This window comes from Paenibacillus sambharensis (assembly GCF_003233845.1).
GTDB classification, from domain to species: Bacteria; Bacillota; Bacilli; order Paenibacillales; family Paenibacillaceae; genus Paenibacillus_I; species Paenibacillus_I sambharensis.
Genome location: NZ_QKRB01000046.1, coordinates 169,834 through 191,526, shown reverse-complemented (window position 1 = coordinate 191,526; position 21,693 = coordinate 169,834). Strand labels below are relative to the sequence as shown.

Below are 21,693 nucleotides of genomic sequence, written 5' to 3'. Positions count from 1 at the left end.
GAAGGGAACGCGCAGGCGTCCCCTTTTTTTATTTATTCATTGATCTGTTTCGAATGGTCCGTCAGCAGCTATATATAAATAGAAGCGATTTTATCTGAGCTCGTCACGGGCCGGTTGTGCCTGCCGCCTGCTGCTTCAGGTCCCGGAGCGGGACAGGCATGATTTTGCCGCCGGCGAATTGATGCTTGACCAGAACGTTGAACTGATTCAGCCAGGGATCGATGGAGCGACCGGCCCAGGCTTCCTTCGCGTATTCCGTGATTTCGTTCACGAAGTCCATGTTGGCTGATATATGGACCTCATCGACGCGAGGACTGAGGCCGCGGACCCGCGCTGCGATTGTCTGCTTCATTTCATCGGATAAGGTATGGTGATCCGTCGTTGTGAAGTAGGAGTTGTAAGGGGTAACCTGATGACTGTTATCCCAGTAAGGGCTCCCTGTATCAAAGTCGTAAACCCCTTCAATCGTTCCGCCATTGCTCTGGTCCCACTGTTTCAAGCTTCCGCCTTCATTCAGTGTTCCAGCAGCCGTATAGTCGACCGTAACAGCAACGTAGGCATTCTTGTCCGTCAGCATAACGAGGGCCGATCGTACGCCGTTCAGCTTCGTGACTTCCCTCGTAAGCAGACTGCTGTACTCGACGAAAGCATTGTCATGCTGCTTGGGGTTACCTGTGGTTGATCCGTACATACGGGCTCCCAGCATCTTGGGATCGCCCTTTTGGCGTGAGCCGTAATCGTAGTCACTGTCCTGTACGACACGCCTGTAGTTGCAGCCTGTTAGAATGAGCATGATGCACATGAAGATTGTGGTGAATTGTATCAGGCGGTTCATAATCAGCCTACCTCCCTGCATAGTCGGGCATTATGGAAGTTAGCTTCTGCCGGGGAAGCGGAAATATGCGTTTGAAATGTATACATAATTAACCATAACTTTGGTGCATAATGATACCATGAGAAATTGTGGATATGGACGGGACGAAGGATTGGGAAACCAAGGGAGTTTAGGACGTAAACAGGACACAAATTGGATTGAAATTGTGGAGGTCAAGCCCCTAAAAACCCTTTAATAATGCCGAATTTGACGTCTTTGAGAACAATTTGTGAACTCTCTGCGGAACATTGACAAAAATGGGCTTCAACTTTATATTTAATAAAGTGATCGAGATGTGCGTAATATCACAGAATTTTCACGTGTTCCACGCAGTTTGCCGCCTGCCACGCCACGTATTGGCAACTGTGAAATCGTAAAAAGCGGGGTTGATTAATGATGAAACGGTGGCACGTTCTGAAACGCCTTCTGCCATTGCTGGCAGGGGTCGCATTGCTCCTCTCGGCATGTGGACGAGCAGATTTATCCGCTCTGAATCCACAGGGACCGGTGGCACAAAGTCAATATGACCTGATGAAATTGTCGATTTCGATCATGATCCTGGTGGTCGTTGTCGTGTTCGCGATCGCCTTTTATGTGCTGATCCGATTCCGCCGCCGTCCGGGGAATGACAAGATTCCCGTACAGGTGGAAGGCAACCACAAGCTTGAAATTATTTGGACGGTTATCCCATTAATTCTTCTGGTTATCCTCGGTATTCCGACGATTCAGACCGTCTTCGCTCTTGCAGAGGATTACAGCCGCGACGAGAATGCTGTTGTCGTCAAGGTAACTGCACACTTGTACTGGTGGGAATTTGAATATCCACAGCACGGAGTCGTTACGGCACAAGAGCTTGTTATACCGACTAATGCGAAGATTGCTATTGAAGCCAAGACGGCCGACGTTCTTCACTCCTTCTGGATTCCAGCGCTTGCAGGCAAGATCGATACGAACCCGGGCGGCAACGTAAACCGGATGTTCTTCGAAGCCCCGAAGCCGGGTATCTATTATGGTAAATGTGCGGAGCTGTGCGGACCTTCCCATGCTCTGATGGATTTTAAAGTGAAAGCAGTTGAACCCGCTTCCTTCGAAAATTGGGTGAATGCGATGAAAGCGCCTGCCCAATTGCCTTCTGATCCTGCGATCGCAGAAGTATTCGAAAACAAATGTCTGAGCTGCCATGCTGTTGGTGAGCTTGGCGGACCGGCCTTCCCGAACTTAACAGGTATGGGCAGCCGCGAGTCTGTAGCAGGTATTCTCCTGAATACGGAAGAGCCCAAGTACGAGAATGAAGGCAGCACGTATGAAAACCTGTACAGATGGATTCAGGATCCACAAGCGATCAAACCAGGCAATGCAATGCCAAAAGTTGATCTGACTGAGGAGGAGCTTGAAGGCATTTCCCGCTATCTTGCGGAGCTGAAGCTGGAAGGCTTTAACCCGGCAGAACTTGAAGGCAACAGTGTGACTAACGATGATCAGGAAAAGCAGCAATAATTTTAACGGAGATAAAAGGGGGTACCACACTTGGCTCACGCTCATGCGGTGAAACGGTATAGCGGCCTGATGGATTGGCTGACGACCGTGGACCATAAGAAAATCGGGATCCTGTACCTGATCTCCGGCGGCTTCTTCTTCCTCATCGGAGGTCTGGAAGCGATATTGATCAGGATTCAGCTATGGAAACCGATGAACGATTTTGTAAGTCCGGATACGTACAACGAATTGCTCACCATGCATGGTACAACAATGATCTTCCTTGCGGCCATGCCGATCATATTTGCCTTGATGAATGCCATAGTGCCGCTGCAGATCGGGGCGCGCGATGTCGCGTTCCCGTTCCTGAACTCGCTCGGGTTCTGGACGTTCTTCTTCGGCGGCGTGCTTCTCAATATCAGCTGGTTCACTTCAACGGGTGCGCCGGCAGCCGGCTGGACATCCTATGTACCACTGGCAAGTCCGATGTACAGTGAAGGCCAGGGCGTGGACTTCTACGTTATCGGTCTTCAGATATCAGGTCTAGGCACACTTGTTGGCGGTATCAACTTCCTGGTAACGATTATCAACATGCGTGCACCAGGCATGAGCTTCATGCGGATGCCGATGTTTACCTGGACAGCGTTCATCACATCCGCGCTGATCCTGTTCGCCTTCCCGGCACTGACTGTCGGTTTGGTAGCGCTGATGTTCGATCGTTTGTTCGACGGCAACTTCTTCGATCCAAGCTCAGGCGGTAACGTTGTACTCTGGGAGCATATCTTCTGGATCTTCGGTCACCCTGAGGTATACATTCTGATCCTGCCGGCATTCGGTATTATCTCCGAAATTGTCAGTACGTTCTCGCGCAAGCGGCTGTTCGGTTACAGCTCAATGGTATTTGCGACCGTGCTGATCGGCTTCCTGGGCTTCATGGTCTGGGCGCATCATATGTTTACAACCGGTCTCGGACCTGTAGCGAACTCGCTCTTCTCCATTGCCACGATGCTGATCGCGGTTCCGACAGGCATCAAGATCTTTAACTGGCTGTTCACCCTGTGGGGCGGCTCGATTACGTTCACATCAGCTAACCTGTTCGCGATCGGGTTCATACCGACGTTCGTTATGGGTGGCGTTACGGGTGTCATGCTGGCGGCTGCGCCTGCAGACTTCCAGTACCATGATTCGTACTTTGTCGTCGCGCATTTCCATTATGTTATCGTAGGCGGTCTTGTGCTCGGCCTGTTCGCGGGTCTTCACTACTGGTGGCCGAAGATGTTCGGCCGGATGCTGAATGAAGGACTTGCGAAGCTGACCTTCTGGACCTTCTATATCGGCTTCCATCTGACGTTCTTCGTACAGCATTTCCTGGGTCTGATCGGTATGCCTCGCCGGGTATACACGTACCTGGACGGTCAAGGCTTCAACGGCATGAACCTGGTGAGTACGGTAGGTGCCATCCTGATGGGTATCGGTACAATCGTATTCCTGATCAATGTTGCGGTTACGGCTGCAAAGCCGAAGAACGCTCCTGCCGATCCTTGGGTGGATGGACGTACGCTGGAATGGTCCATTCCTTCACCGGCGCCGGAGTATAACTTTGCCCAAACTCCGCTGGTTCGCGGATATGATGCATTGTGGAAGGAAAAGATGGACGGCAACAAAGGCATGACGCCTGCGGAACCGCTTGGTCCGATTCATATGCCGTCACCTTCGATTCTTCCGTTCTTCATGTCACTCGGATTGTTCATTATGGGCTTCGGTCTGATGTATCACCAATGGATTTTCACTGGCATCGGAGCAGCACTGACATTTGGTTGTATGTTCCTGCGCTCCGTATATGACGATCATGGCTTCCATATCGACCCGGACGAACTTAAAGACAAGGGGGTTAAAGCGTGAGCGAGTTATCACATGTAGATGGTCAACTGCCGCATGAGCCGGAGAAGGCGACCCTCGAAGGACGTAACAAAGTGCTCGGCTTCTGGCTCTTCCTCGGCGGTGAAGTCGTCCTGTTCGGTACCTTGTTCTCCGTGTACCTGGCCCTCCGGGATCAGATACTCGATGGACCGACACCGCAGGAGCTGTTCTCGCTTCCGCTGGTTGCAATTGCGACGCTTATCCTGCTCACTTCGTCCCTGACGAGTGTGTTCGCGATTCAAGCGATGCACCGCAACAACCGGACCGCCCTGATTAACTGGCTGATTGTTACCGTTATTCTCGGCTTCGGATTTCTGGGCCTGGAAATTTACGAGTTCATGCATTATGCACATATGGGTCACGAGTTCAGTACAAGTGCCTTCAGTACATCGTTCTATACGCTGGTCGGCTTCCACGGCGCTCACGTAGCCTTCGGTGTACTCTGGATTTCTCTTCTGATCGCTCAGCTGTTCAAGAAAGGGCTGACGGTAGTAACGGCCCCTAAGGTATATGTTGCCGGTCTGTACTGGCACTTTGTAGACGTGGTGTGGGTATTTATCTTCTCCGTCGTTTACCTGATGGGAAAGGTGGGCTAAACCTATGGCAGACAATCATGCGACTGCTTCTGAGCCGAAGAGACGTCACCGGGTCGAAGGCCCGAAGAAGCATATTATCTCGTTCATTTTCTCAATCGTACTGACTGCGATCGCATTCGCGCTTGTTATGTCCGGCGAGATGAACACGATGTTCATTTACATCATGCTGATCGCGATGGCGGTTGGCCAGGTGTTCATCCAGATGGCATTCTGGATGCACATGAAGGACCGTGGTCATATGTACTCGATCATTGGTATTATAAGCGGCGTATTCGTCGTTTTCACCATGGTCATAATGGCATTGTACTGGGTTTGGTGGTAAACTAGATAGTAGTTATCGATTGATGGGGAGGCGCGTCGCACTTGAGACCGCCTCCCTTTCGGAATTTATAGCAGGGGGGATCCCAAATGCTGGACCTGCAGTACTTCAGCTTTGAAGAATTGTGGAGCCCGTTCTTCTTCTTCTTCATGGCTGGGCTGGTTATACTCTACTTCTACATGGTCGGCCCCTGGCGGGAAAAGCACGTCCCGGATGAACCGAAGGCGACCATTACGCAGCGCTGCTATTTTGTAGTGGCAGCTATACTATACTACCTGGCTCAGGGCGGGCCATTAGAGCTTCTGGGGCACTTGAATTTCACCTTCCATATGGTGAACATGTCACTGTCGTATCTGATCGTACCGCCGCTTGTGCTGCTTGGGGTTCCGGGTTTCCTGTGGCGCAAGGCATTTTCCGCGGATTTCTGGAAGCGTCTGAGCTGGCTCATGCATCCGCTGCTTACTCTGCTTCTGTTCAACATGCTGTTCTCGCTGTATCATGTGCCGGTCGTCCATGACTTCGTTATGACCCATTTTACCGTTCATCGCATCTACTATATGGTTCTGCTTGTTACCTCGTTCATGATGTGGTGGCAGATCGTGTGCCCGGTTCCAGAGTGGAGCCGGATCAGCGATGTGAAGAAGATGGGCTATATCTTCGCGAATGGCGTCCTGCTGACGCCAGCGTGTGCGCTCATTATTTTCTCTGGTGAGCCGCTGTATGCGATTTACAATGACCCGGCCGTGTGGGTCACGGCAATGGGGTACTGTGTTACAGGAGACCCGGCGCTGCTGCTGCAGCAGATTAGCGGTCCGGATCATTTCACCATGACGAATGCGCTGGAGGACCAGCAGGCGGGCGGCATCATCATGAAGCTCGTGCAGGAAGTGATGTACGGTGCTATTCTGGCCTATGTCTTCTACAGCTGGTTCCGCAGAGAGCACTCCAGTGAGGATGATATGCCGCCTCAGACCGAGCATGCAGGCGGCAATGCCTGAAATCGGTAGAATGCTGGGCAGGTCGATGACTATACAGAATTGAAGAGAAGAAGGCTGAACTCCTTGCGGGGTTTGGCCTTCTTTTTGTGCGCGGAGAAAGGAGTTGGCTGGTGTGGTAATGGGGCGGCAGCAGTCTTTAAGATTTCTTTACAATAAAATGCAGAAAACTAGATTGACATTTACTGTGATTGTGATTATAGTGTGTATAAAGATATACACAGTATGATGACTGATATGCACAGTACCAGCAAACCACTCACACAGCGACTGCTAGATGACATCAGCATTAAGGAGGACGGATATGAACGTATGGGCCGGCGGGTGGAGGATTGCTCAATTTGAACTAAAAAATTCCTTGATAGGCGTATTATTCACCATCCTATTCTTCACTTACATAGTCGTCATAGCCGGTCCGGCTTTGGGACACGATGGCATTCTGAACGAAACGAGCTATACGAAATGGCTGATGTTTGATTTTCTCTACTTAACGGTACTGCCGAACCTGGGATTTGTCATGAATGTTTCCTTCGTCCGTTACTGGCGGGAGGATCACTCCAGCAGGAAGCTGGCGATGTGGCGGACGATGCCAATCTCGATGGACCAGATTGCGCTTGGCAGAATCCTGCAGATGGTGCTGACGGCCGCTCCGGTAGCGGTATTCTTCTTCGGAATGCAGTTCTGGCTGTTTGGTGAATCAAGAGCTGAGCTGCCAATAGATGGTTACTTGAGTTACTGTCTACTCTGGTTCAGCTACAGCTTGCTGATCGGAACGGGATACATGCTGCTCGAATATGGAACCTCGGGGAAAAAGTACACGCTGTCCGGTTTCCTCTTCATCCTGCTGTACGTAGTCAGCGTATTGCTCCTGTGGTGGATGGAATTCAGCTTCCTGCGTCAAACCTTCGAATGGGCGGCTGCAGGCAAATGGACGCCGGCTTTAATCGCAGCAGGCATCGCTTTTACAGCATTAGTCACAGGATACTGGATACTGAAGCGGCGGCTGCATCGCCGAAATTTCATAGAGTGAAGAAGGTGAAGCCGTGTGGATTCCGGTCCAGATCAATGAGCAGAGTGCAGAACCGCTATACCATCAGATCAAAGTACAGCTGCGGGCATTGATTGTTAGCGGACAGCTGGCCGAAGGCACACTGCTTCCTTCCATACGAGAGTTTTCCCAGCAGGTAAAATGCAGCGTCATCACAATCCGCAGAGTGTATCAGGATCTGGAGAACGAAGGTCTGCTCCGTACGCGTCAGGGTACAGGCACCTTCGTGGCCAAGGTCGGAGAGCAGGAGAGAGACCGCCACCGGCTGGATAGTGTGGTGAAGGCGCTGGAGGAAGCAGTTGATGCTGGCAGGCGGGTTCAATGCGACGAGGAAGAACTGCGCAGGCTGTTCGAGCAGGTGGTTAAGGAGCGGTTCTCGGCTGAACAGAAGAGTCATAGTCCGCCAGAATAAGTATTAGCGTTAACCTGGAACCTGGCGACACTAAGGAGGGGAGCATAAGTGACAGATACAGCTGTAAGGCTGAGCGGTGTGAAGCTGAAGCGGCCGCATTTTCAGCTGGGACCGATTGATCTTGAAGTACCGCGCGGCTGTGTAACGGCCATTGTTGGACCGAACGGATCGGGGAAAAGCACGACATTTCGCATGATCTTGGATGTGACGAAGCCGGATGAGGGAGAGATTGAGCTGCTCGGCGAGCGTGTTGAGCCCGGCAGCAGCAGCGATACGGCGCTCCGCCAGCGGATCGGGTATCTGCAGGAAGAATCACTATCCCATGAACGGGGCTTCCGGGCTTCGGAGAAGGCGGGTTTCGTCAGCCAGTGGTACAGCGGGTGGGATGTGAACCGGTACCAGGAGCTGCTGCGAATATTCGAGATTGATCCTTCTATGAAGCTTGGCAAGATGTCGAAGGGGATGCGGCGCAAATTCGATCTTGCGGTTGTGCTGGCGCATAATCCTGAGCTGCTTATCCTGGATGAGCCATCCTCCGGTCTCGACCCGCTGGCCTGGAAGCAGATGATCGAGCTGCTTCACCGTTACATGGATGACGGAGATCGCACTATTCTGCTGTCCACGCACATTATTGAAGAAGTGAAACGTCTCGCGGATTATATCGTATTTCTTGTTCAAGGGCGTGTGCTCGGCGTATATGAGAAGGATGAGCTGTTAAGCAGCTGGCTCGGCTACTTCTTCTCCGAGCAGGAGCTGGCAGCAAGAGCGGACATTCGGATTGAGGCTATGCCCGGCAAGCAGAGCCTGGAGCGAATGACGGGTATGGTGAAGATCACCACGGACAAGGCCGTGGAAGCAGAGGAATGGCTTAGACAGCATGGCATAACAGCGGCGGGCAAGCAGGCGCTGGAGCTGGATGACATACTCGAATTACTGGTAGATCGACAAAGGCTGCTGACGCGGCACTCATGAAAGGAGAACGAACATGAATCCTCTAGTAGTTGACAAGGTAGTGAAGCAGTACGGGGAACACACAGCCGTTAATGGCATCAGCCTGGAGGTAGGGCAAGGCGAGATTTACGGGCTGCTCGGCGCCAACGGCGCAGGCAAGACGACAACGATGCGGATGGTACTCGGACTTATTTATCCGGATGGGGGAAGCATTCGCTATAACGGCAAGCCATACAGCAAGGACCAGCTCCGCAACATGGGCTATCTGCCGGAAGAGCGCGGCCTGTACCCGAAGGTCAAGATCAAGGATCAGATTATCTACCTGGCGCAGCTGAGAGGCGTTGACCGCAAGACGGCTGACCGCAACCTGAAGGTATGGCTGGAGAAGTTCAATGTGCCGGAGTACTACGACAAGAAGGTCGAGGAGCTATCGAAGGGCAACCAGCAGAAAATCCAATTCATCGCCGCTGTCATACATGAACCGCAAATCCTGATTCTCGACGAAGCGTTCAGCGGACTTGATCCGGTTAATGTGGAGCTGCTCAAGACGACGGTCAAGGAGCTGAGGGATGCGGGGAAAACGATCCTGTTCTCCACGCACCGCATGGAGCATGTCGAGGAGCTGTGCCGCAATATTACGATTTTGCACCGTTCCAATCCTGTTTTGCAGGGCAATATCAAGGAAATCAAGAAGCAGTTCCCGAAGGAGCGCGTCATGGTTGGCATCGACGGAACACTGACAGGACTGGATAAGCTTCCGGGTGTAAAGCAGGTCATCCAGCACGAGAACGGCTTCGAAGTGAAGATCGACAATGCCGGCGCCGCACAAGGGATTTTGGCCCATGCGATGTCGCAGGGCGAGGTTACCCGCTTTGAAGTAAAGGAACCAACGCTGAATGAAATATTTATCCGATCGGTGGGTGAGAAGATTGAGTAATTTCAAGAATGTCGTAGCTTTCACACTGGGCAATAAGGTCCGTGCCAAATCGTTCGTTATTACGACGCTCGTTATTGCTATTATTCTAAGTATCGTTGTGAATCTTCCGTATATCATTTCGCAATTTTCTTCGGATGAGGTCGACAAGCTGGGGTTTATTGAATCCAATGTTCCGCAGGTAAGCGCAGAATTGAAGGACTATTTTGACACGCAGGAGAACAGTGACATCAAGCTTGTCAGCTACCCGGATGCCGGTTCAGCGGAAGCCAACGAGAAGGCGCTGAAGGATGCAATGGAAGCAGGTGAAATCGAAGGCTATCTGGACTTCGTACAGCCGGAAGGTTCCGCATTCCCTAGTGTAGTCATCAAGTCGGAGGAGCTGCTTGATTCGATGTCGGGCGCTGTGTCCGCAGGTCTGAACCAGATCAAGATGGAGATGGTCCTGCAGGATGCTAAGCTGACCGATGCCCAGCGTGAGATGCTGTTTGCACCGGTTGATGTGAGCACCGTACAGATCTCGGCAACGGGAGGAGCCGGGTCAGTCGGAGACGGCAAGACACCAGAAGAGCGCGGCCTTGCGATGGGTCTGGTCTATGCCCTGATCATTGTTCTGTTCATGGGCGTCATGATTTCCGGTCAGCTCATTGCCAGTGAAATTACAGCCGAGAAGAGCTCGCGTGTTATGGAAGTGCTGGTAACCAGCGTGTCGCCGCTGACTCAGATGTTCGGTAAAATCATCGGCATGCTGCTTGTAGGTCTGATCCAGATTGGCGTCTACGTTGTCGTCTTCCTGATCAACCTGGGCCTGCCGCATAACAGCGAAATGCTCAGCGAGATGAATATTGACCTGTCAGCTATTGATCCCATGCTTCTAGTCTATGCGGTAATCTTCTACTTCGCGGGTTACTTCCTGTATGCCACACTGTTCGCGGCAGTAGGCTCGATCGTCAGCCGTACAGAGGACCTGGGTCAGGCGGTTATGCCGATTACGTTCCTCTCACTGGCCGGCTTCTACATTGCAATCTTCGGTATGACGACACCGAATGCAACGTTCATTGAAGTTTCATCGTTCATCCCGTTCTTCTCGCCATTCATCATGTTTCTGCGGATCGGCCTATCCGATCCTGCGCTGTGGGAAGTGCTGCTGTCGATCGGCATTCTGTTCGGTTCGATCTTCCTGTTCGGCTGGCTGTCGGCACGCATCTACCGTACCGGCGTCCTGATGTACGGCAAGCGCCCAAGCTTCAAGGAGCTGCGTAAGGCGATGAAGGCTTATAAGCTGTAATATAGTTCAAGAATACGAAACATGTCATCCCCTCACGGTATACAGTGTAAATGAACCTCATGTTATGATGAAGGTTACGGACACTGCCTAGCCGGGAGGGGTTTTTCTATGCCGCCTGAGACGGGTCAACCATTAAATGATGAGATCTTGTTAGGGAGGTAGGGGGAGCGTGTTAATCGCATTATTGTTATTTGTCATGACCTGATAGGAGCATCTATATGTATAATCGGCGTGTCCATCATGTTATGGGCACCGAGAAGCTAGCTTCCAGTATGTGGGTCACTATACGCAGAGGGATTAGCACACGAAATATGTTAATCTGTATGTATGTGTATGTATGTGTATGTATGTGTATGATTAAGAAAGGGTTGGTTGATGTGAAGAGGTTTCTGAATTCAATGCTGCTGTTGTTCTTGGCCTGTATCATCCTGCCAGTAACAGCAGATGCTCATACTGGGATAAAGTCATCCGTACCCGCGAGCGGGGAGACGGTGCAGACCGAGCTTTCAACAATCGAGATGGTCTTCAATACCAAGATAGAAGATTTAAGCTCATTCGATCTGCTGGGTGAACACAACGAGAAGATTCCGCTCCAGGAAGTCAGCGTTGAAGGGACCGTTATGTCGGGTACACTTAGTGAGGCGCTGCCGTCTGGCAGCTATAAGATCGAGTGGAAAATTGTTGGAGAGGATGGGCACCCCATTAAGGGTGAAATCCCATTTAGCGTTCAGCTGACTGAAGCTGAGAATCCTGAAAATCCAGAGAATCCTGAATCTCCGGCAGATTCAAGCGGTGAACAGACACCAAGTTCTGCTGACGGGACAGATGAACAGGCACCAAGTCCAGAAGATGGAACTGAAACTGCCGATCAAGCAGAGGATTCTTCGAACGAGCTGGGTGAGGAGCAGGCTAATGCACAGGGTCAGCCTGACGAGAACCGCGATTTTCTCAATCCTACGCTGATTGTGGTTTTGGCCGCTGTATGCATAGCAGGTTTGGGCGTCATTCTTTGGATTAGAGGAAGGGGCAAGGGTTAAAGGTGTACGTTGTTCTGGAATCTCTAATGTATCTTTGCTTGTCCGTTCTCTTCGGTGCGTTTATTCTCGAAGCAATACCTGATAACCGCAAACCTGTCGTTGTTGTTCCCAGGATATACATGACTGCTTCCATTATCGGGATTGTAGTAGGTTCAGGCGCGCAGGTAGTAAAGCTAATCATATTCTTTATGGTCGAATTAGGTTATGATCTTGACTTCGTAGTATTCCGGGTTCTTAGAGATTATGATATCGGGCATGGATGGCTGTGGACGCTAGTCCTTGGAATTCTGCTGTATGCCTTGCTGTTGATGAAGATCGAGCCCGAGTATGCGCAGCAAGTTCCTTATATCAAACTGGCTATTCTTGTCCTGATTGTTGGTGCGCAAGGGTGGGCGAGTCATTCCAAAACTGTTTCAGGAATGCCCGGATTCTGGTCGCATACCTTTCATCTGCTGGCGGTCACAGTATGGATTGGAATTGTGCTTGTCATTGGCTGGTTTACCCTGCGTTCGCAGAACTGGCGGCAGTGGCTAGGCTGGATGACTCCATTGTCGCTCCTATGCCTCTCCGTAACACTGATTGCGGGTTTCATGATGATGTTCGATCTGGCTCCGAATTACCGGAATGCATGGGTGCTGGATTATGGGCAGGCCCTATTGCTTAAACACATCATGATAGTGCCGCTGCTTACGGTAGCTGGAGTGAATAGTGTCTATCTACGCAGAAAACTCAGACGCATGCCGGATTACAATCCGCTTCCCATTCTCAAGCTGGAATCGATGCTCGCGCTGCTGATTTTTGTTACAACAGCCTATATGGGGCAGCAGGAACCCCCAGATGATCTGGCAGAAACGCTGACGGAAAGTGAAGTGCATGTTGGACCTTCGGCGTTGTTTACCTGGTTCTATCCGGGAGAGGTCTTCCCTGACATGCAGGTTCAGCTTGCGGTAAACCTCACCAGCATAGTGCTGTCCACTGTGGCGTGTTTGAGTCTACTGCTTGGTGTATGGCTTGCCGGGAAACGGAAAGCGGTTGGCAAAGCTTTTGCCGCCTTTATCGTAAGTATCCTTATGGGATATCTGGCTGTCATGACTGCGATTATATGAAGGAGCCTGACTCAATGGTAAACAAAAATGCTTGGCGGCCTTGGTGGCCTTTTCTAATTCTTAATCTTGTTATTGGTGCTATCATCTTCTCGCTCTATCTATATAAAAGCAGTCATGATGATTATATGTTCGCGGAGCTCATCTATTATTATTTATTCAGCAAGGTGCTCCTCTTCATATGTCTTGTTACGGGTATAATGACAGCAGTGAAAGTGAGACGATATCTTTTCATTTTATTTTTTGCGGCCTTTTATGTGGGTATCGTTTATTTCATTGATGTAAAAACGTAGAAATGTATCCTTGCCACCGAGAGGGCGGCGAATAGCGGTTGTCCCCTGATGAAGGGGCAATCGCTTTTTGTTTTGCCCTTATATGGATGGTATTGGAAATTCGGAGGAACTAGCGTTACTATTAAGGAGGGGCGAGTGACTCTCTCATCGTCCCCTATTCCCCCGGTTACACCGAATGAGAAGAGGAGCGTCTTCATGCCGATTAAAGAGATTTTCGTAATCCGCTGCATTTCCTGTCTGAGTGTTGTTCTGCTCCATGTTCTCTCCTTGGTCCTGATGCTGCATGCCGAACAGCTGGCGGGCATCTCGCATACGATTGATTCATTCCGCACACTGCTGATGTTCAGCACGCCAGCGTTCATCTTCATTTCCGAGTTCCTGCTGGCTCGTTCCTACCCGGGCGGGGTGCCGAAGGGGTTCTTGGCGAGACGCGGACAAGTGATCTTCATTCCGTTCCTGTTTATCGCGGCACTGGACGCGCTGATGATGGCGAGCGCAGCGGAAACGGGCCTCACGGTCAGCGCTTACCTAGAGAAGCTGGCGCAGAATGTGCTGCTGGGGAATTTCATCGGTTATTTCATTCTGGTCATCTTCCAATTCTACATCCTGCATAAGTTCTTGCATTCCTTCTTGCGACAAGCCTCGCCCAAATGGGTTCTGACCGTGTCCTTCCTGGTAACGGAGGCTTATTTAAGTTATTTTACATGGGTGGTAACGCCGGAAGCTGATGCCGTGTTCCCCTTCTTCTGGGTTCCGTTCCCCGGCTGGCTGTTCTACTTCTGTATGGCTTATTACTGCGGCAAAGAATACGAGACCTTCCTGGCGATACTGGACCGTTACCGGCGTGTGCTGTACAGCTCTGCCGTAATCCTGGCTGCTCTGGTCGTAGCCGTGTCCTATTACGGGAATATCGGTATGATCAGCTCGAAGCGCCCTGATATTTTGCTGTATTCCACGTGTATGATCTGTCTTTTCTTTCACGTCTTCTCCAAAGTGCGGCAGGTCCCTAAGCTCATTATGACGGTAAGCAACTATTCCTTTTCCATCTATCTGCTGCACTTCTACTTCATGAGTATCGGGTATGTAGTGCTGTCCAGTATGCCCGCTGTTCCGGCTCTGCTCGCAGTCCTGGTGGTGTTTGCTGCAAGCGTTATTGGACCGGTCCTCATGTCATGGGCGCTCAACAAGCTGCGTTACGGGTACCTGTTTGTCGGTAAGGTGTATCAGCCGAAGGGGCTGGAGAGGACAGCGGACAAGCGGGGAATCGCGGGTTAGAACGTGGCGGTTGTATCTGTTAAGTCATAACGGTTTCCCTTGGGAATAAAATATCCCTACCTAGCATGAAGACGTCTGCAATGTTAGCTGAAGTTGACCACCGGGTGATCTTATTTTCCTGCTAAGGAGATGATGAACGTGGTGCCATTCCTGGCTCTTGTGGCCTCCTTCCTGTTGTTTCGTCTAACTGGTTATCTCGGCTTGTCGTTCTTCGACAGCTGGCAGACTTCGCTTCAGGGAGCCGTGGCTGTCATGCTGCTGCTTGCCGCTTCTGCCCATTGGGGCAAGAGACGGCCGGACTTAATCCGCATGGTTCCTCCGGGCTTTCCGAAGCCGGGCTGGATCGTGACGGCAACAGGGTGTCTGGAAATCGCCGGAGCGATCGGCATCTTGATCCCAGGTGTTTCTAGTACGGCGGGCATCTGCTTAATCATCCTGCTGGTCGCCATGTTCCCGGCCAATGTCTACGCCGCCAAGAAGGGCTTAACGCTGGGAGGCCGCCCGGTGCCGAATCTGCTCATCCGCAGCATCCTTCAGGTCGTGTTCATCGCGGCCATCCTGCTCGCAATCTATTAAGAACGGGAGACAATTGGGCTGGCGAAGAACACCAGCTCAATGATCTCCCCTGTCAGATGAGGTCTTTATAAATCTCCCGCATAACGTGTTTTAACTCCGGGATGACAATCTTCCCCATTGCCAGCTTGACGGCTCCTGATGATCCCGGCATCGAGAAGACAGCAGTATCGTTGTACACGCCAGCTACAGCCCGGCTAAGGATTGCAGCGGAACCTATATCTTCAACATAGCTGAGATAGCGGAATATTTCACCAAAACCGGGCATTTCCTTATCCAGCACGTCACGAACGGCTTCATATGTTGTATCGCGTTTGGCGATACCAGTTCCGCCATTAATTAATATGGCTTCCACGCCATCTCTGTCGGCAGCTTCTCGTATGAGCGCTTGAATGGAAGCATATTCGTCCTTCACAATCTGGTAGCCGATAATTTCAAATCCTCCTGCTGCATGCAGCAGTTCTTTCATGGTGCTCCCGCTTATATCGGTATCGGGTGTTCTCGTGTCGGACACGGTAATGATCATACAGCGTACAATGGCGGGCGCCTGGTTCCGGTGTTCCTTGACTGAAGACATGGCTGCGGCTCCTTCTTCAGCCTATGATGCCGGTTCTACAATACACTTGGAGAACTGCTCCTGGAACCAGGCTTGGTCGAGGTTTCTGCCGATAATAACGATCTCGCTCTTCCTGACCTCATCTTCTCTCCAATCCCGATCTGGCGACGAGTCAAACAGCATATGTATCCCCTGGAAAACAACCCGCTGCTTAAGGCCCCTAATATTCAGAATTCCCTTATAGCGGAACGTATCGGGGCCATGATCCATCAGCCACCTGTTTATGAAAGCCTCCAGCTTGTTCAAGTCGAGGGGGCGTTCATCGCTCATCACGAAGGATACGACATCGTCATCATGGTCGTGATCTTCTTCCTCGAGAAAGCCGGGGTCTAGCTCCAGCTTCTTGTTGAGGTCAAAGGCGTCAATGCCCAGGATACGGTCAATGTCGATGCTGGACTTGCGGGTTCTGTAAATTTTGGAGTACGGGTTCATGGCTCGCAGCCTTTGCTCCAGCTTAAGCAGCTCCTCTTCCTCGACCAGATCGGTCTTGTTGAGCAGCAGCACATCCGCGAAGGCCACCTGCTCCTGCGCTTCATGACCTTCATCCAGATGTTGCGGAGCATGCTTGGCATCAACCATTGTAATGATGGCATCCAGCTTATAGAACTCTGCCATCTCTTCATCGACGAAGAAGGTCTGGGCTACCGGAGCGGGATCGGCAAGGCCGGTGGTTTCAATAACAACGCGGTCAAAGTCTGCCTTCCGGTCACTGATTCCTCGTTTGGCATCCATCAATTCTCCGAGGATGCGGATGAGATCACCGCGCACGGTGCAGCAAATGCAGCCATTATTCATCTCGAAAATCTCTTCGTCAGCTCCCACAACAAGCTGATTATCGATGCCTACTTCGCCAAACTCATTGACGATGACAGCAATCTTCTGACCATGATCGGCAGTGAGAATGTGGTTGAGCAGGGTGGTTTTCCCCGCGCCAAGAAAGCCGGTTAGAACGGAGACGGGAACACGCTCAGTAGTTGACCCAACATTGGACATTGTTAACACTCCCTAAATAAGAATAAAAGTTTATGCGTAAATATTACTAATAAGCAGTATAAGGATCATTTCCGTCTCTGTCAAATTAGGAAGGCATCCTGCCCGTGATCGTATTAGGTCATGCCGTTATTACGTTCAACAGACGGTTCCAATCCTGTTCGATCTGCTGACGGTCCAAATCGATGCCTATGAATACCAGATAGGATGGCCCGTGGTAATCCGTATCACTCCAGTAGATTCGTTTACCGGCAAATTGGACAAGCTTGCATGGCTCTTTCCTTTCAGAACCCGCGATGTAGCCTTTCGCCCTCAGCAGACCGTCCCGCCACTTCTGTATAAATTGATCTGCCTGTTTGACGGTAATGAGAGTATGCTCAGGCACAGCGAGAGTGACGGTTTTGACCCGTGTAAACGATCCTGTCCCGGCAGCAGCTGTATGCTCCTGTTCCTTTCCGGGTCCAGGTGAGTGCTCGTGTGTATGTGCGGAAGATTCCGGCCGTTTGCGAACGGAAACAGATACTTTCAGTCCTCTGCTTACCGCAGGGAGGCTGTTGGCGGCGGGCTGCAGGGAGGAGAATACAGGATTCAAATCCATGTCGCTGTGCCGGGTGTAGTGAACAGCTGCCTTATCATTTTGTCTTGCTATGGATTTGGTGATCTTGGCCAGCTGGGAGGACGAAGCCAGGTCGGTCTTGTTTATAAGAATTGTATCTGCCACCTCCATCTGGCGGCGCAGCGTGTGCTTTAGTGCCAGGTCGGTATTAAACAGGCTGTCGTACTCCAGCACCCATTCCGAGTCGAGGACGGTAATGATATGCCTGAGCTCTACACGGTTCAGCAGGGAAGGGTCTGTAAGTACCTCAACGACTTCTTCCGGATTGGCTACGCCGGTTAGCTCGATGAAGATGACATCAGGCTGCTGTTCGATTAGTCGTCTGATACAGCCGGCCACCTCAGACTTCTTGCTGCAGCACATGCATCCGTCCAGCAAATTTTCGAGCGAGGCTCCGGGCCAGTCAGCATGGATCAGTCCGCTGTCCACATCAGATTGTCCCAGCTCGTTCATTAATACGGCTGTCTTAAGTCTTCGGTCATTTGCCTGTTTGAGCAGCCTCAGCAGTAATGTCGTTTTGCCGCTTCCCAGAAATCCGCTTAGTATGATGACAGGAACTCTTCTCATGTCGGGCACCTCCAAAATGGTTGTGTGGATTAGCAGTAGAGAAAAAAACATCCCTGCTTCTTGTATATGCAGGTAGTTGTCATTATAATAGTAAATATTACGTTTAAGAAGCAAGTTATATAGTATTACGGTGAGGAGGGACTCAAGCGAATATTCATGTTTATCCTGACATCAACAGATTCAGAGATGGAATGGAAGGGGGAAGCGGGCGATGGGGAATAAGCTTTCATTGATTGTGAGGAGGCTGGAGCTCGCGGGCCTGCGAGTCACGTCGCAGCGGAGGACGCTTCTTCAAATCTTTAGCGAGGCAGATGGGTTTTTGCAGTCGCGGGAGTTATATGAACGAATGGCACGCGTGTACCCGGGAGTCAGTTACGATACCATTTACCGGAATGTCCGGCTGATGAGGGATGCGGGTATTGTCGAGCAGTTTGATTTTGACGACGGTTTTAAATATAAGCTGAGCTGTGTGGATCATCACCATCATCATCTGATTTGCCTCGGCTGTGATGCGATTCTGCCACTCCCCTTTTGCCCAATGACAGCCTTTGAAGCCCCCTCTTCCTTCATCATTGTCAGACATAAGTTTGAAGTGTATGGTTACTGCCAGCATTGTGCAGGCAGGCAAGGGCAGGGAGAAGAGAACGCCAATTCATAATGAAAGACCGCAATGAAAGCCCGTGGAGGCTGAGTGCGGACGGATTGGAGAGACATCGATTTTGGTCTGTCCAATGTACCACCACTAACTTTAACAGTAATTTTTACATATAGGAGAGGATTCATAATGGTAACCATCAAGAAGGCTTGGCTTACATGTGTTGGAATAGGTTTGCTTGCTGCCGTACTGGCAGGATGCGGCTCACCTGAGAAGCCCGCTTCCGAAACGGATTACACGCAGGCAGCCGCCGAGGTTCAGAGCATCACGATTAAGGATTCTATAGGCAAAGAATTTGTCTTTAACAAGCCTGCAGAGCGGGTTATTGTCCTCAACCGGAACGCTGCGGAAGCGATGAAGCTGCTTCAGGTGGAGGATAAGCTCGTGGGTGTAGGCGACCAGACGCATCGTTTCAACTCGTACTTAGGCTTGCAGGAATTGCCGGATGTCGGCAAGACGAATGAAGTAAGCTTTGAGACGATCATATCGCTTCAGCCAGAAGTCGTTGTCGCTTTCACCAATAGGCCCAGCACGGAGCTTGAGTCCAAGCTGGAGCCTGCGGGAATACAGGTTGTAAGACTTGATTTGCATAAACCGGATACCTACACAGCCGAATTTGGAACGCTTGCGAAGATGATGGGGGCCGAGAAGAGAGCGGAGGAGTTCATACGCTGGAAAGAGGAGATCGAGGCCACGCTCGCTGAGCGTGTTCAGCAGCTCAAGCCGGAGGACAAGAAGAGAGGCATGGCAATCTCTGCAGGCGCTTTGAACACAGGCAACTATAATGTTTTCACGAGCAGGGTAGGAGAAGGGCAAGGAATTCTAATGGCAGGAGGAGTCAGTCTGGACAGCGGCCTGGAGTGGGACCCGCAGAGTACGAGCACTACGGTGAAAGTGAATGCCGAGTACGTTGTAAAGGAAAATCCCGATTTTGTCGTGCTCAACAGCAGTTCCTTCGGCGGGTATGACGTGGCAGAACCGGTCGAAGCGAAGGCAGCCATTGACATGGCGCTCAAGCAGTCGGTGATCAGCGAGACGAACGCAGGGAAAACGGGACAGGTTTATTTTTTTCAGACGAATCTGCTGGGCTCAGACCGTACCTACATTGGAGCTATGTATTTGGCGAAGCACCTGTACCCTGATCTGTTCAGGGACATCCAGCCGGAAACCTACGCGAGGGAATATTTTGAAAGCTGGCTGGACGTTCCCTTCAAAGGGACCTGGCTGTATCCAACCCCATAAGCAGGAAGAGGTACGTAGGAGATGAATGGACTTCAGACCACAGCGTTAGTGAAGCATTACCGGAAAGACTGGACGAAGAAGCTGTCCTTGCTGGCAGCGTTATTAGCTGCGCTGATTGTAACGGGACTTTATTCCATTACAATTGGTGCTGTAGGCATTGAGCCTGGCGATGTGGCAAGAGTGATTCTGCACAGGCTGCTCTGGAGTGATGAACCAATGAGCCAGCAGCAGCAAATGAATGACTATATCATCTGGCAGCTGCGGCTGCCGAGGGTATGCCTTGGTATTCTGGCAGGCGCTGCTCTAGCCGGTGCTGGCGCGGTCATGCAGGGCATTCTCCGCAATCCGCTTGCCGATCCCTTTACACTGGGGGTATCAAGTGGGGCAGCCTTCGGGGCAGCGTCCGCAATCGTGCTGGGAACGAGCGTCTTTGGGCTTAAGCTGGTTGAGCACGGCCAGGTTGCTATTGTGCTTAACGCTTTCCTGTTTGCTTGTATGGCCATGATTGCGGTGTACAGCATAGCCCGGTTAAAGGGTGGAATCTCAGAGACACTGCTGCTTGCGGGTGTGGCTATTAGTTATTTATTCTCGGCCGGCGTCTCGGCCATGAAGTATTTTTCCAATAATGAAGCCCTGCGGGATCTTGTTATGTGGCTGATGGGCGGATTGTGGGGAGCTAAGTGGAGCTCGGTCGGGATTCTGTTCCCGATATTGATCATATCCTTGCTGGTATTGTTTCGTTACGCGTGGGATCTGAATGCTCTAAGCTCGGGAGAGGAGGTAGCGTCGACTCTGGGTGTCAACGTCAGCCGGATGAGAATGATTTGTCTGATACTGGTTACACTTGCCGCTGCGTCGACGATCGCCTTCACAGGCATTATCGGTTTCGTTGGCATGGTCGCTCCGCATATCAGCCGTATGGTAATTGGCGTGGACAACCGCTTCCTGCTGCCATGCTCATGTCTGCTCGGGGGCTTCCTGCTGCTGCTGGCGGATACACTGGCGCGGACGGTTATGGCTCCTACGGAGATTCCTGTCGGCATTATTACCTCGCTCATCGGAGCACCCTTCTTTATATACATACTAATCAAGAAGAAACGCACCATCTGGGCATAAGGAGAGGTTGACGGCTCATATGAAAACAGCCTTGGATATCGAGAATCTGTTCTTTGGCTACGGAAGCACCGGAATACTGAGAGGAATCAGCCTGCAGCTGGCCCAATCTCAGGTCGTGAGTATTGTAGGTCCGAATGGCTCAGGGAAGAGTACGCTGCTGAAATGCCTGGCACGTATTGTGAAGCCCGAGCAGGGGGAAATCCGGCTGTTCGGCAAGTCTCTGAATGCTTATTCAGGAGGAGAGCTTGCCAAGAAGCAGGGGTATGTGCCGCAGTCGACATCGGAGACATTCCCGCTGAGCGTTACGGATGCTGTATTGATTGGACGCAAGCCGCACATGAAGTGGGGGGTGAGCGACCGGGACCTGGCTATTGTGGGACATGTCATCTCGTTCCTCGGGCTGGAGCCGCTCCGTCATAATTACCTGAATGAGCTCAGCGGCGGTCAGCGCCAGAAGGTGGCCATTGCCCGTGCGCTTGCCCAGGAGCCGGAGGTTCTGATGCTCGATGAGCCTACCTCCGCGCTCGATATTCGGCATCAGCTGGAGGTTCTGGAATTGCTCAAGGACTTATCCCGCAAGAGCGGCAGTCTCGTTATTCTGGTACTGCATGATCTGGAGCTGGCAGCCCGTTATTCCGACCAGTTAATTCTTATGCGTCAAGGCGTTGTTCATGCCATGGGCAAGCCGGAAGAGGTGCTGACAGCTGATCATGTAAAGGAAGTATATGGCGTTGAAGCAGAGATTACCGAGGGCAGGCTGGGTCTGCAGATCCTGGCTCTGCACCCTGTATGAGGAG

General features: G+C 51.4%; 22 protein-coding genes. 18 read left to right on the top strand and 4 right to left on the bottom strand.

Annotated features, from left to right (window positions below; genetic code table 11):
- Positions 1-103: 103 nt before the first annotated feature.
- Positions 104-835, bottom strand: a complete 732-nt coding sequence (locus tag DNH61_RS15610) for a YhcN/YlaJ family sporulation lipoprotein (RefSeq protein ID WP_111147609.1) — start codon at positions 833-835, stop codon at positions 104-106.
- Between the two features lie 432 nt (positions 836-1,267).
- On the opposite strand from DNH61_RS15610, the gene coxB reads away from it, so the two are divergent.
- The 14 genes from coxB to DNH61_RS15530 all read left to right on the top strand — a co-directional run bounded on the left by coxB (position 1,268) and on the right by DNH61_RS15530 (position 15,097).
- Entirely contained in the window at positions 1,268-2,371 is a 1,104-nt protein-coding gene (coxB, locus tag DNH61_RS15605) for a cytochrome c oxidase subunit II (protein WP_111147608.1), read from the top strand.
- A gap of 69 nt (positions 2,372-2,440) precedes the next feature.
- Positions 2,441-4,252 carry a cytochrome c oxidase subunit I gene (gene ctaD / locus DNH61_RS15600; protein WP_111147630.1) on the top strand — a complete coding sequence of 604 codons (1,812 nt, stop codon included), beginning with the start codon at positions 2,441-2,443 and terminating at the stop codon, positions 4,250-4,252.
- A complete protein-coding gene (locus DNH61_RS15595; protein WP_111147607.1) occupies positions 4,249-4,866 on the top strand; it encodes a cytochrome (ubi)quinol oxidase subunit III in 618 nt (205 codons plus the stop codon). The genes ctaD and DNH61_RS15595 overlap by 4 nt, the downstream gene beginning before the upstream one ends.
- A 4-nt stretch (positions 4,867-4,870) precedes the next feature.
- Positions 4,871-5,188: a cytochrome C oxidase subunit IV family protein gene (locus DNH61_RS15590; RefSeq protein ID WP_111147606.1), complete on the top strand. Its 318-nt coding sequence runs from the start codon at positions 4,871-4,873 to the stop codon at positions 5,186-5,188.
- A gap of 86 nt (positions 5,189-5,274) precedes the next feature.
- On the top strand, positions 5,275-6,183 hold the full coding sequence (gene ctaG / locus DNH61_RS15585; protein WP_111147605.1) for a cytochrome c oxidase assembly factor CtaG: 909 nt from the start codon (positions 5,275-5,277) through the stop codon (positions 6,181-6,183).
- A 301-nt stretch (positions 6,184-6,484) separates the two neighbouring features.
- A complete protein-coding gene (locus DNH61_RS15580; RefSeq protein ID WP_111147604.1) occupies positions 6,485-7,210 on the top strand; it encodes a hypothetical protein in 726 nt (241 codons plus the stop codon).
- A gap of 13 nt (positions 7,211-7,223) precedes the next feature.
- Positions 7,224-7,640, top strand: coding sequence for a GntR family transcriptional regulator (locus DNH61_RS15575; RefSeq protein ID WP_111147603.1), 417 nt, complete (start codon positions 7,224-7,226; stop codon positions 7,638-7,640).
- A 48-nt stretch (positions 7,641-7,688) separates the two neighbouring features.
- Positions 7,689-8,612, top strand: coding sequence for an ABC transporter ATP-binding protein (locus DNH61_RS15570; protein ID WP_111147602.1), 924 nt, complete (start codon positions 7,689-7,691; stop codon positions 8,610-8,612).
- A 13-nt stretch (positions 8,613-8,625) separates the two neighbouring features.
- A complete protein-coding gene (locus DNH61_RS15565) occupies positions 8,626-9,528 on the top strand; it encodes an ABC transporter ATP-binding protein (RefSeq protein ID WP_111147601.1) in 903 nt (300 codons plus the stop codon).
- The gene (locus DNH61_RS15560; protein WP_425452257.1) at positions 9,512-10,813 is read left to right on the top strand and encodes an ABC transporter permease; all 1,302 of its coding nucleotides are present in this window, start codon (positions 9,512-9,514) and stop codon (positions 10,811-10,813) included. Before DNH61_RS15565 ends, DNH61_RS15560 begins: the two co-directional genes overlap by 17 nt.
- 398 nt (positions 10,814-11,211) lie before the next feature.
- On the top strand, positions 11,212-11,850 hold the full coding sequence (locus tag DNH61_RS15550; protein WP_181438732.1) for a copper resistance CopC family protein: 639 nt from the start codon (positions 11,212-11,214) through the stop codon (positions 11,848-11,850).
- Positions 11,851-11,969: 119 nt separating this feature from the next.
- Positions 11,970-12,956, top strand: coding sequence for a copper resistance D family protein (locus DNH61_RS15545; protein WP_181438731.1), 987 nt, complete (start codon positions 11,970-11,972; stop codon positions 12,954-12,956).
- Positions 12,957-13,441: 485 nt separating this feature from the next.
- On the top strand, positions 13,442-14,521 hold the full coding sequence (locus DNH61_RS15535) for an acyltransferase family protein (protein WP_111147596.1): 1,080 nt from the start codon (positions 13,442-13,444) through the stop codon (positions 14,519-14,521).
- 138 nt (positions 14,522-14,659) lie between these two features.
- Entirely contained in the window at positions 14,660-15,097 is a 438-nt protein-coding gene (locus DNH61_RS15530) for a DoxX family protein (RefSeq protein ID WP_111147595.1), read from the top strand.
- 52 nt (positions 15,098-15,149) lie between these two features.
- Here the strand turns inward: DNH61_RS15530 and DNH61_RS15525 are convergent, their stop codons facing one another.
- The 3 genes from DNH61_RS15525 to DNH61_RS15515 all read right to left on the bottom strand — a co-directional run bounded on the left by DNH61_RS15525 (position 15,150) and on the right by DNH61_RS15515 (position 17,883).
- Positions 15,150-15,671, bottom strand: a complete 522-nt coding sequence (locus tag DNH61_RS15525) for a MogA/MoaB family molybdenum cofactor biosynthesis protein (protein ID WP_111147594.1) — start codon at positions 15,669-15,671, stop codon at positions 15,150-15,152.
- 21 nt (positions 15,672-15,692) lie between these two features.
- Positions 15,693-16,703: a CobW family GTP-binding protein gene (locus DNH61_RS15520; protein WP_111147593.1), complete on the bottom strand. Its 1,011-nt coding sequence runs from the start codon at positions 16,701-16,703 to the stop codon at positions 15,693-15,695.
- A 118-nt stretch (positions 16,704-16,821) separates the two neighbouring features.
- Positions 16,822-17,883 (bottom strand): CobW family GTP-binding protein, encoded by a 1,062-nt coding sequence (locus tag DNH61_RS15515; protein WP_181438730.1) that lies wholly within the window; start codon positions 17,881-17,883, stop codon positions 16,822-16,824.
- Between the two features lie 211 nt (positions 17,884-18,094).
- On the opposite strand from DNH61_RS15515, the gene DNH61_RS15510 reads away from it, so the two are divergent.
- From DNH61_RS15510 to DNH61_RS15495, 4 genes are all read left to right on the top strand, one after another.
- Positions 18,095-18,541 carry a Fur family transcriptional regulator gene (locus DNH61_RS15510; protein ID WP_111147591.1) on the top strand — a complete coding sequence of 149 codons (447 nt, stop codon included), beginning with the start codon at positions 18,095-18,097 and terminating at the stop codon, positions 18,539-18,541.
- 126 nt (positions 18,542-18,667) lie between these two features.
- Positions 18,668-19,780 (top strand): ABC transporter substrate-binding protein, encoded by a 1,113-nt coding sequence (locus tag DNH61_RS15505; protein ID WP_111147590.1) that lies wholly within the window; start codon positions 18,668-18,670, stop codon positions 19,778-19,780.
- A gap of 21 nt (positions 19,781-19,801) precedes the next feature.
- Positions 19,802-20,896 (top strand): FecCD family ABC transporter permease, encoded by a 1,095-nt coding sequence (locus DNH61_RS15500; protein WP_111147589.1) that lies wholly within the window; start codon positions 19,802-19,804, stop codon positions 20,894-20,896.
- A gap of 19 nt (positions 20,897-20,915) precedes the next feature.
- The gene (locus DNH61_RS15495) at positions 20,916-21,689 is read left to right on the top strand and encodes an ABC transporter ATP-binding protein (protein WP_111147588.1); all 774 of its coding nucleotides are present in this window, start codon (positions 20,916-20,918) and stop codon (positions 21,687-21,689) included.
- Positions 21,690-21,693 lie beyond the last annotated feature (4 nt).

Coding starts and splice junctions, on each gene's coding strand:
- ctaG (WP_111147605.1), top strand. CDS start 5,275: ATGCTGGACCTGCAGTACTTCAGCTTTGAAGAATTGTGGAGCCCGTTC.
- DNH61_RS15580 (WP_111147604.1), top strand. CDS start 6,485: ATGAACGTATGGGCCGGCGGGTGGAGGATTGCTCAATTTGAACTAAAA.
- coxB (WP_111147608.1), top strand. CDS start 1,268: ATGATGAAACGGTGGCACGTTCTGAAACGCCTTCTGCCATTGCTGGCA.
- DNH61_RS15510 (WP_111147591.1), top strand. CDS start 18,095: ATGGGGAATAAGCTTTCATTGATTGTGAGGAGGCTGGAGCTCGCGGGC.
- DNH61_RS15515 (WP_181438730.1), bottom strand. CDS start 17,883: ATGAGAAGAGTTCCTGTCATCATACTAAGCGGATTTCTGGGAAGCGGC.
- DNH61_RS15500 (WP_111147589.1), top strand. CDS start 19,802: ATGAATGGACTTCAGACCACAGCGTTAGTGAAGCATTACCGGAAAGAC.
- DNH61_RS15535 (WP_111147596.1), top strand. CDS start 13,442: ATGCCGATTAAAGAGATTTTCGTAATCCGCTGCATTTCCTGTCTGAGT.
- DNH61_RS15525 (WP_111147594.1), bottom strand. CDS start 15,671: ATGTCTTCAGTCAAGGAACACCGGAACCAGGCGCCCGCCATTGTACGC.
- DNH61_RS15545 (WP_181438731.1), top strand. CDS start 11,970: ATGACTGCTTCCATTATCGGGATTGTAGTAGGTTCAGGCGCGCAGGTA.
- DNH61_RS15550 (WP_181438732.1), top strand. CDS start 11,212: ATGCTGCTGTTGTTCTTGGCCTGTATCATCCTGCCAGTAACAGCAGAT.
- DNH61_RS15505 (WP_111147590.1), top strand. CDS start 18,668: ATGGTAACCATCAAGAAGGCTTGGCTTACATGTGTTGGAATAGGTTTG.
- DNH61_RS15565 (WP_111147601.1), top strand. CDS start 8,626: ATGAATCCTCTAGTAGTTGACAAGGTAGTGAAGCAGTACGGGGAACAC.
- DNH61_RS15590 (WP_111147606.1), top strand. CDS start 4,871: ATGGCAGACAATCATGCGACTGCTTCTGAGCCGAAGAGACGTCACCGG.
- ctaD (WP_111147630.1), top strand. CDS start 2,441: ATGGATTGGCTGACGACCGTGGACCATAAGAAAATCGGGATCCTGTAC.
- DNH61_RS15520 (WP_111147593.1), bottom strand. CDS start 16,703: ATGTCCAATGTTGGGTCAACTACTGAGCGTGTTCCCGTCTCCGTTCTA.
- DNH61_RS15495 (WP_111147588.1), top strand. CDS start 20,916: ATGAAAACAGCCTTGGATATCGAGAATCTGTTCTTTGGCTACGGAAGC.
- DNH61_RS15610 (WP_111147609.1), bottom strand. CDS start 835: ATGAACCGCCTGATACAATTCACCACAATCTTCATGTGCATCATGCTC.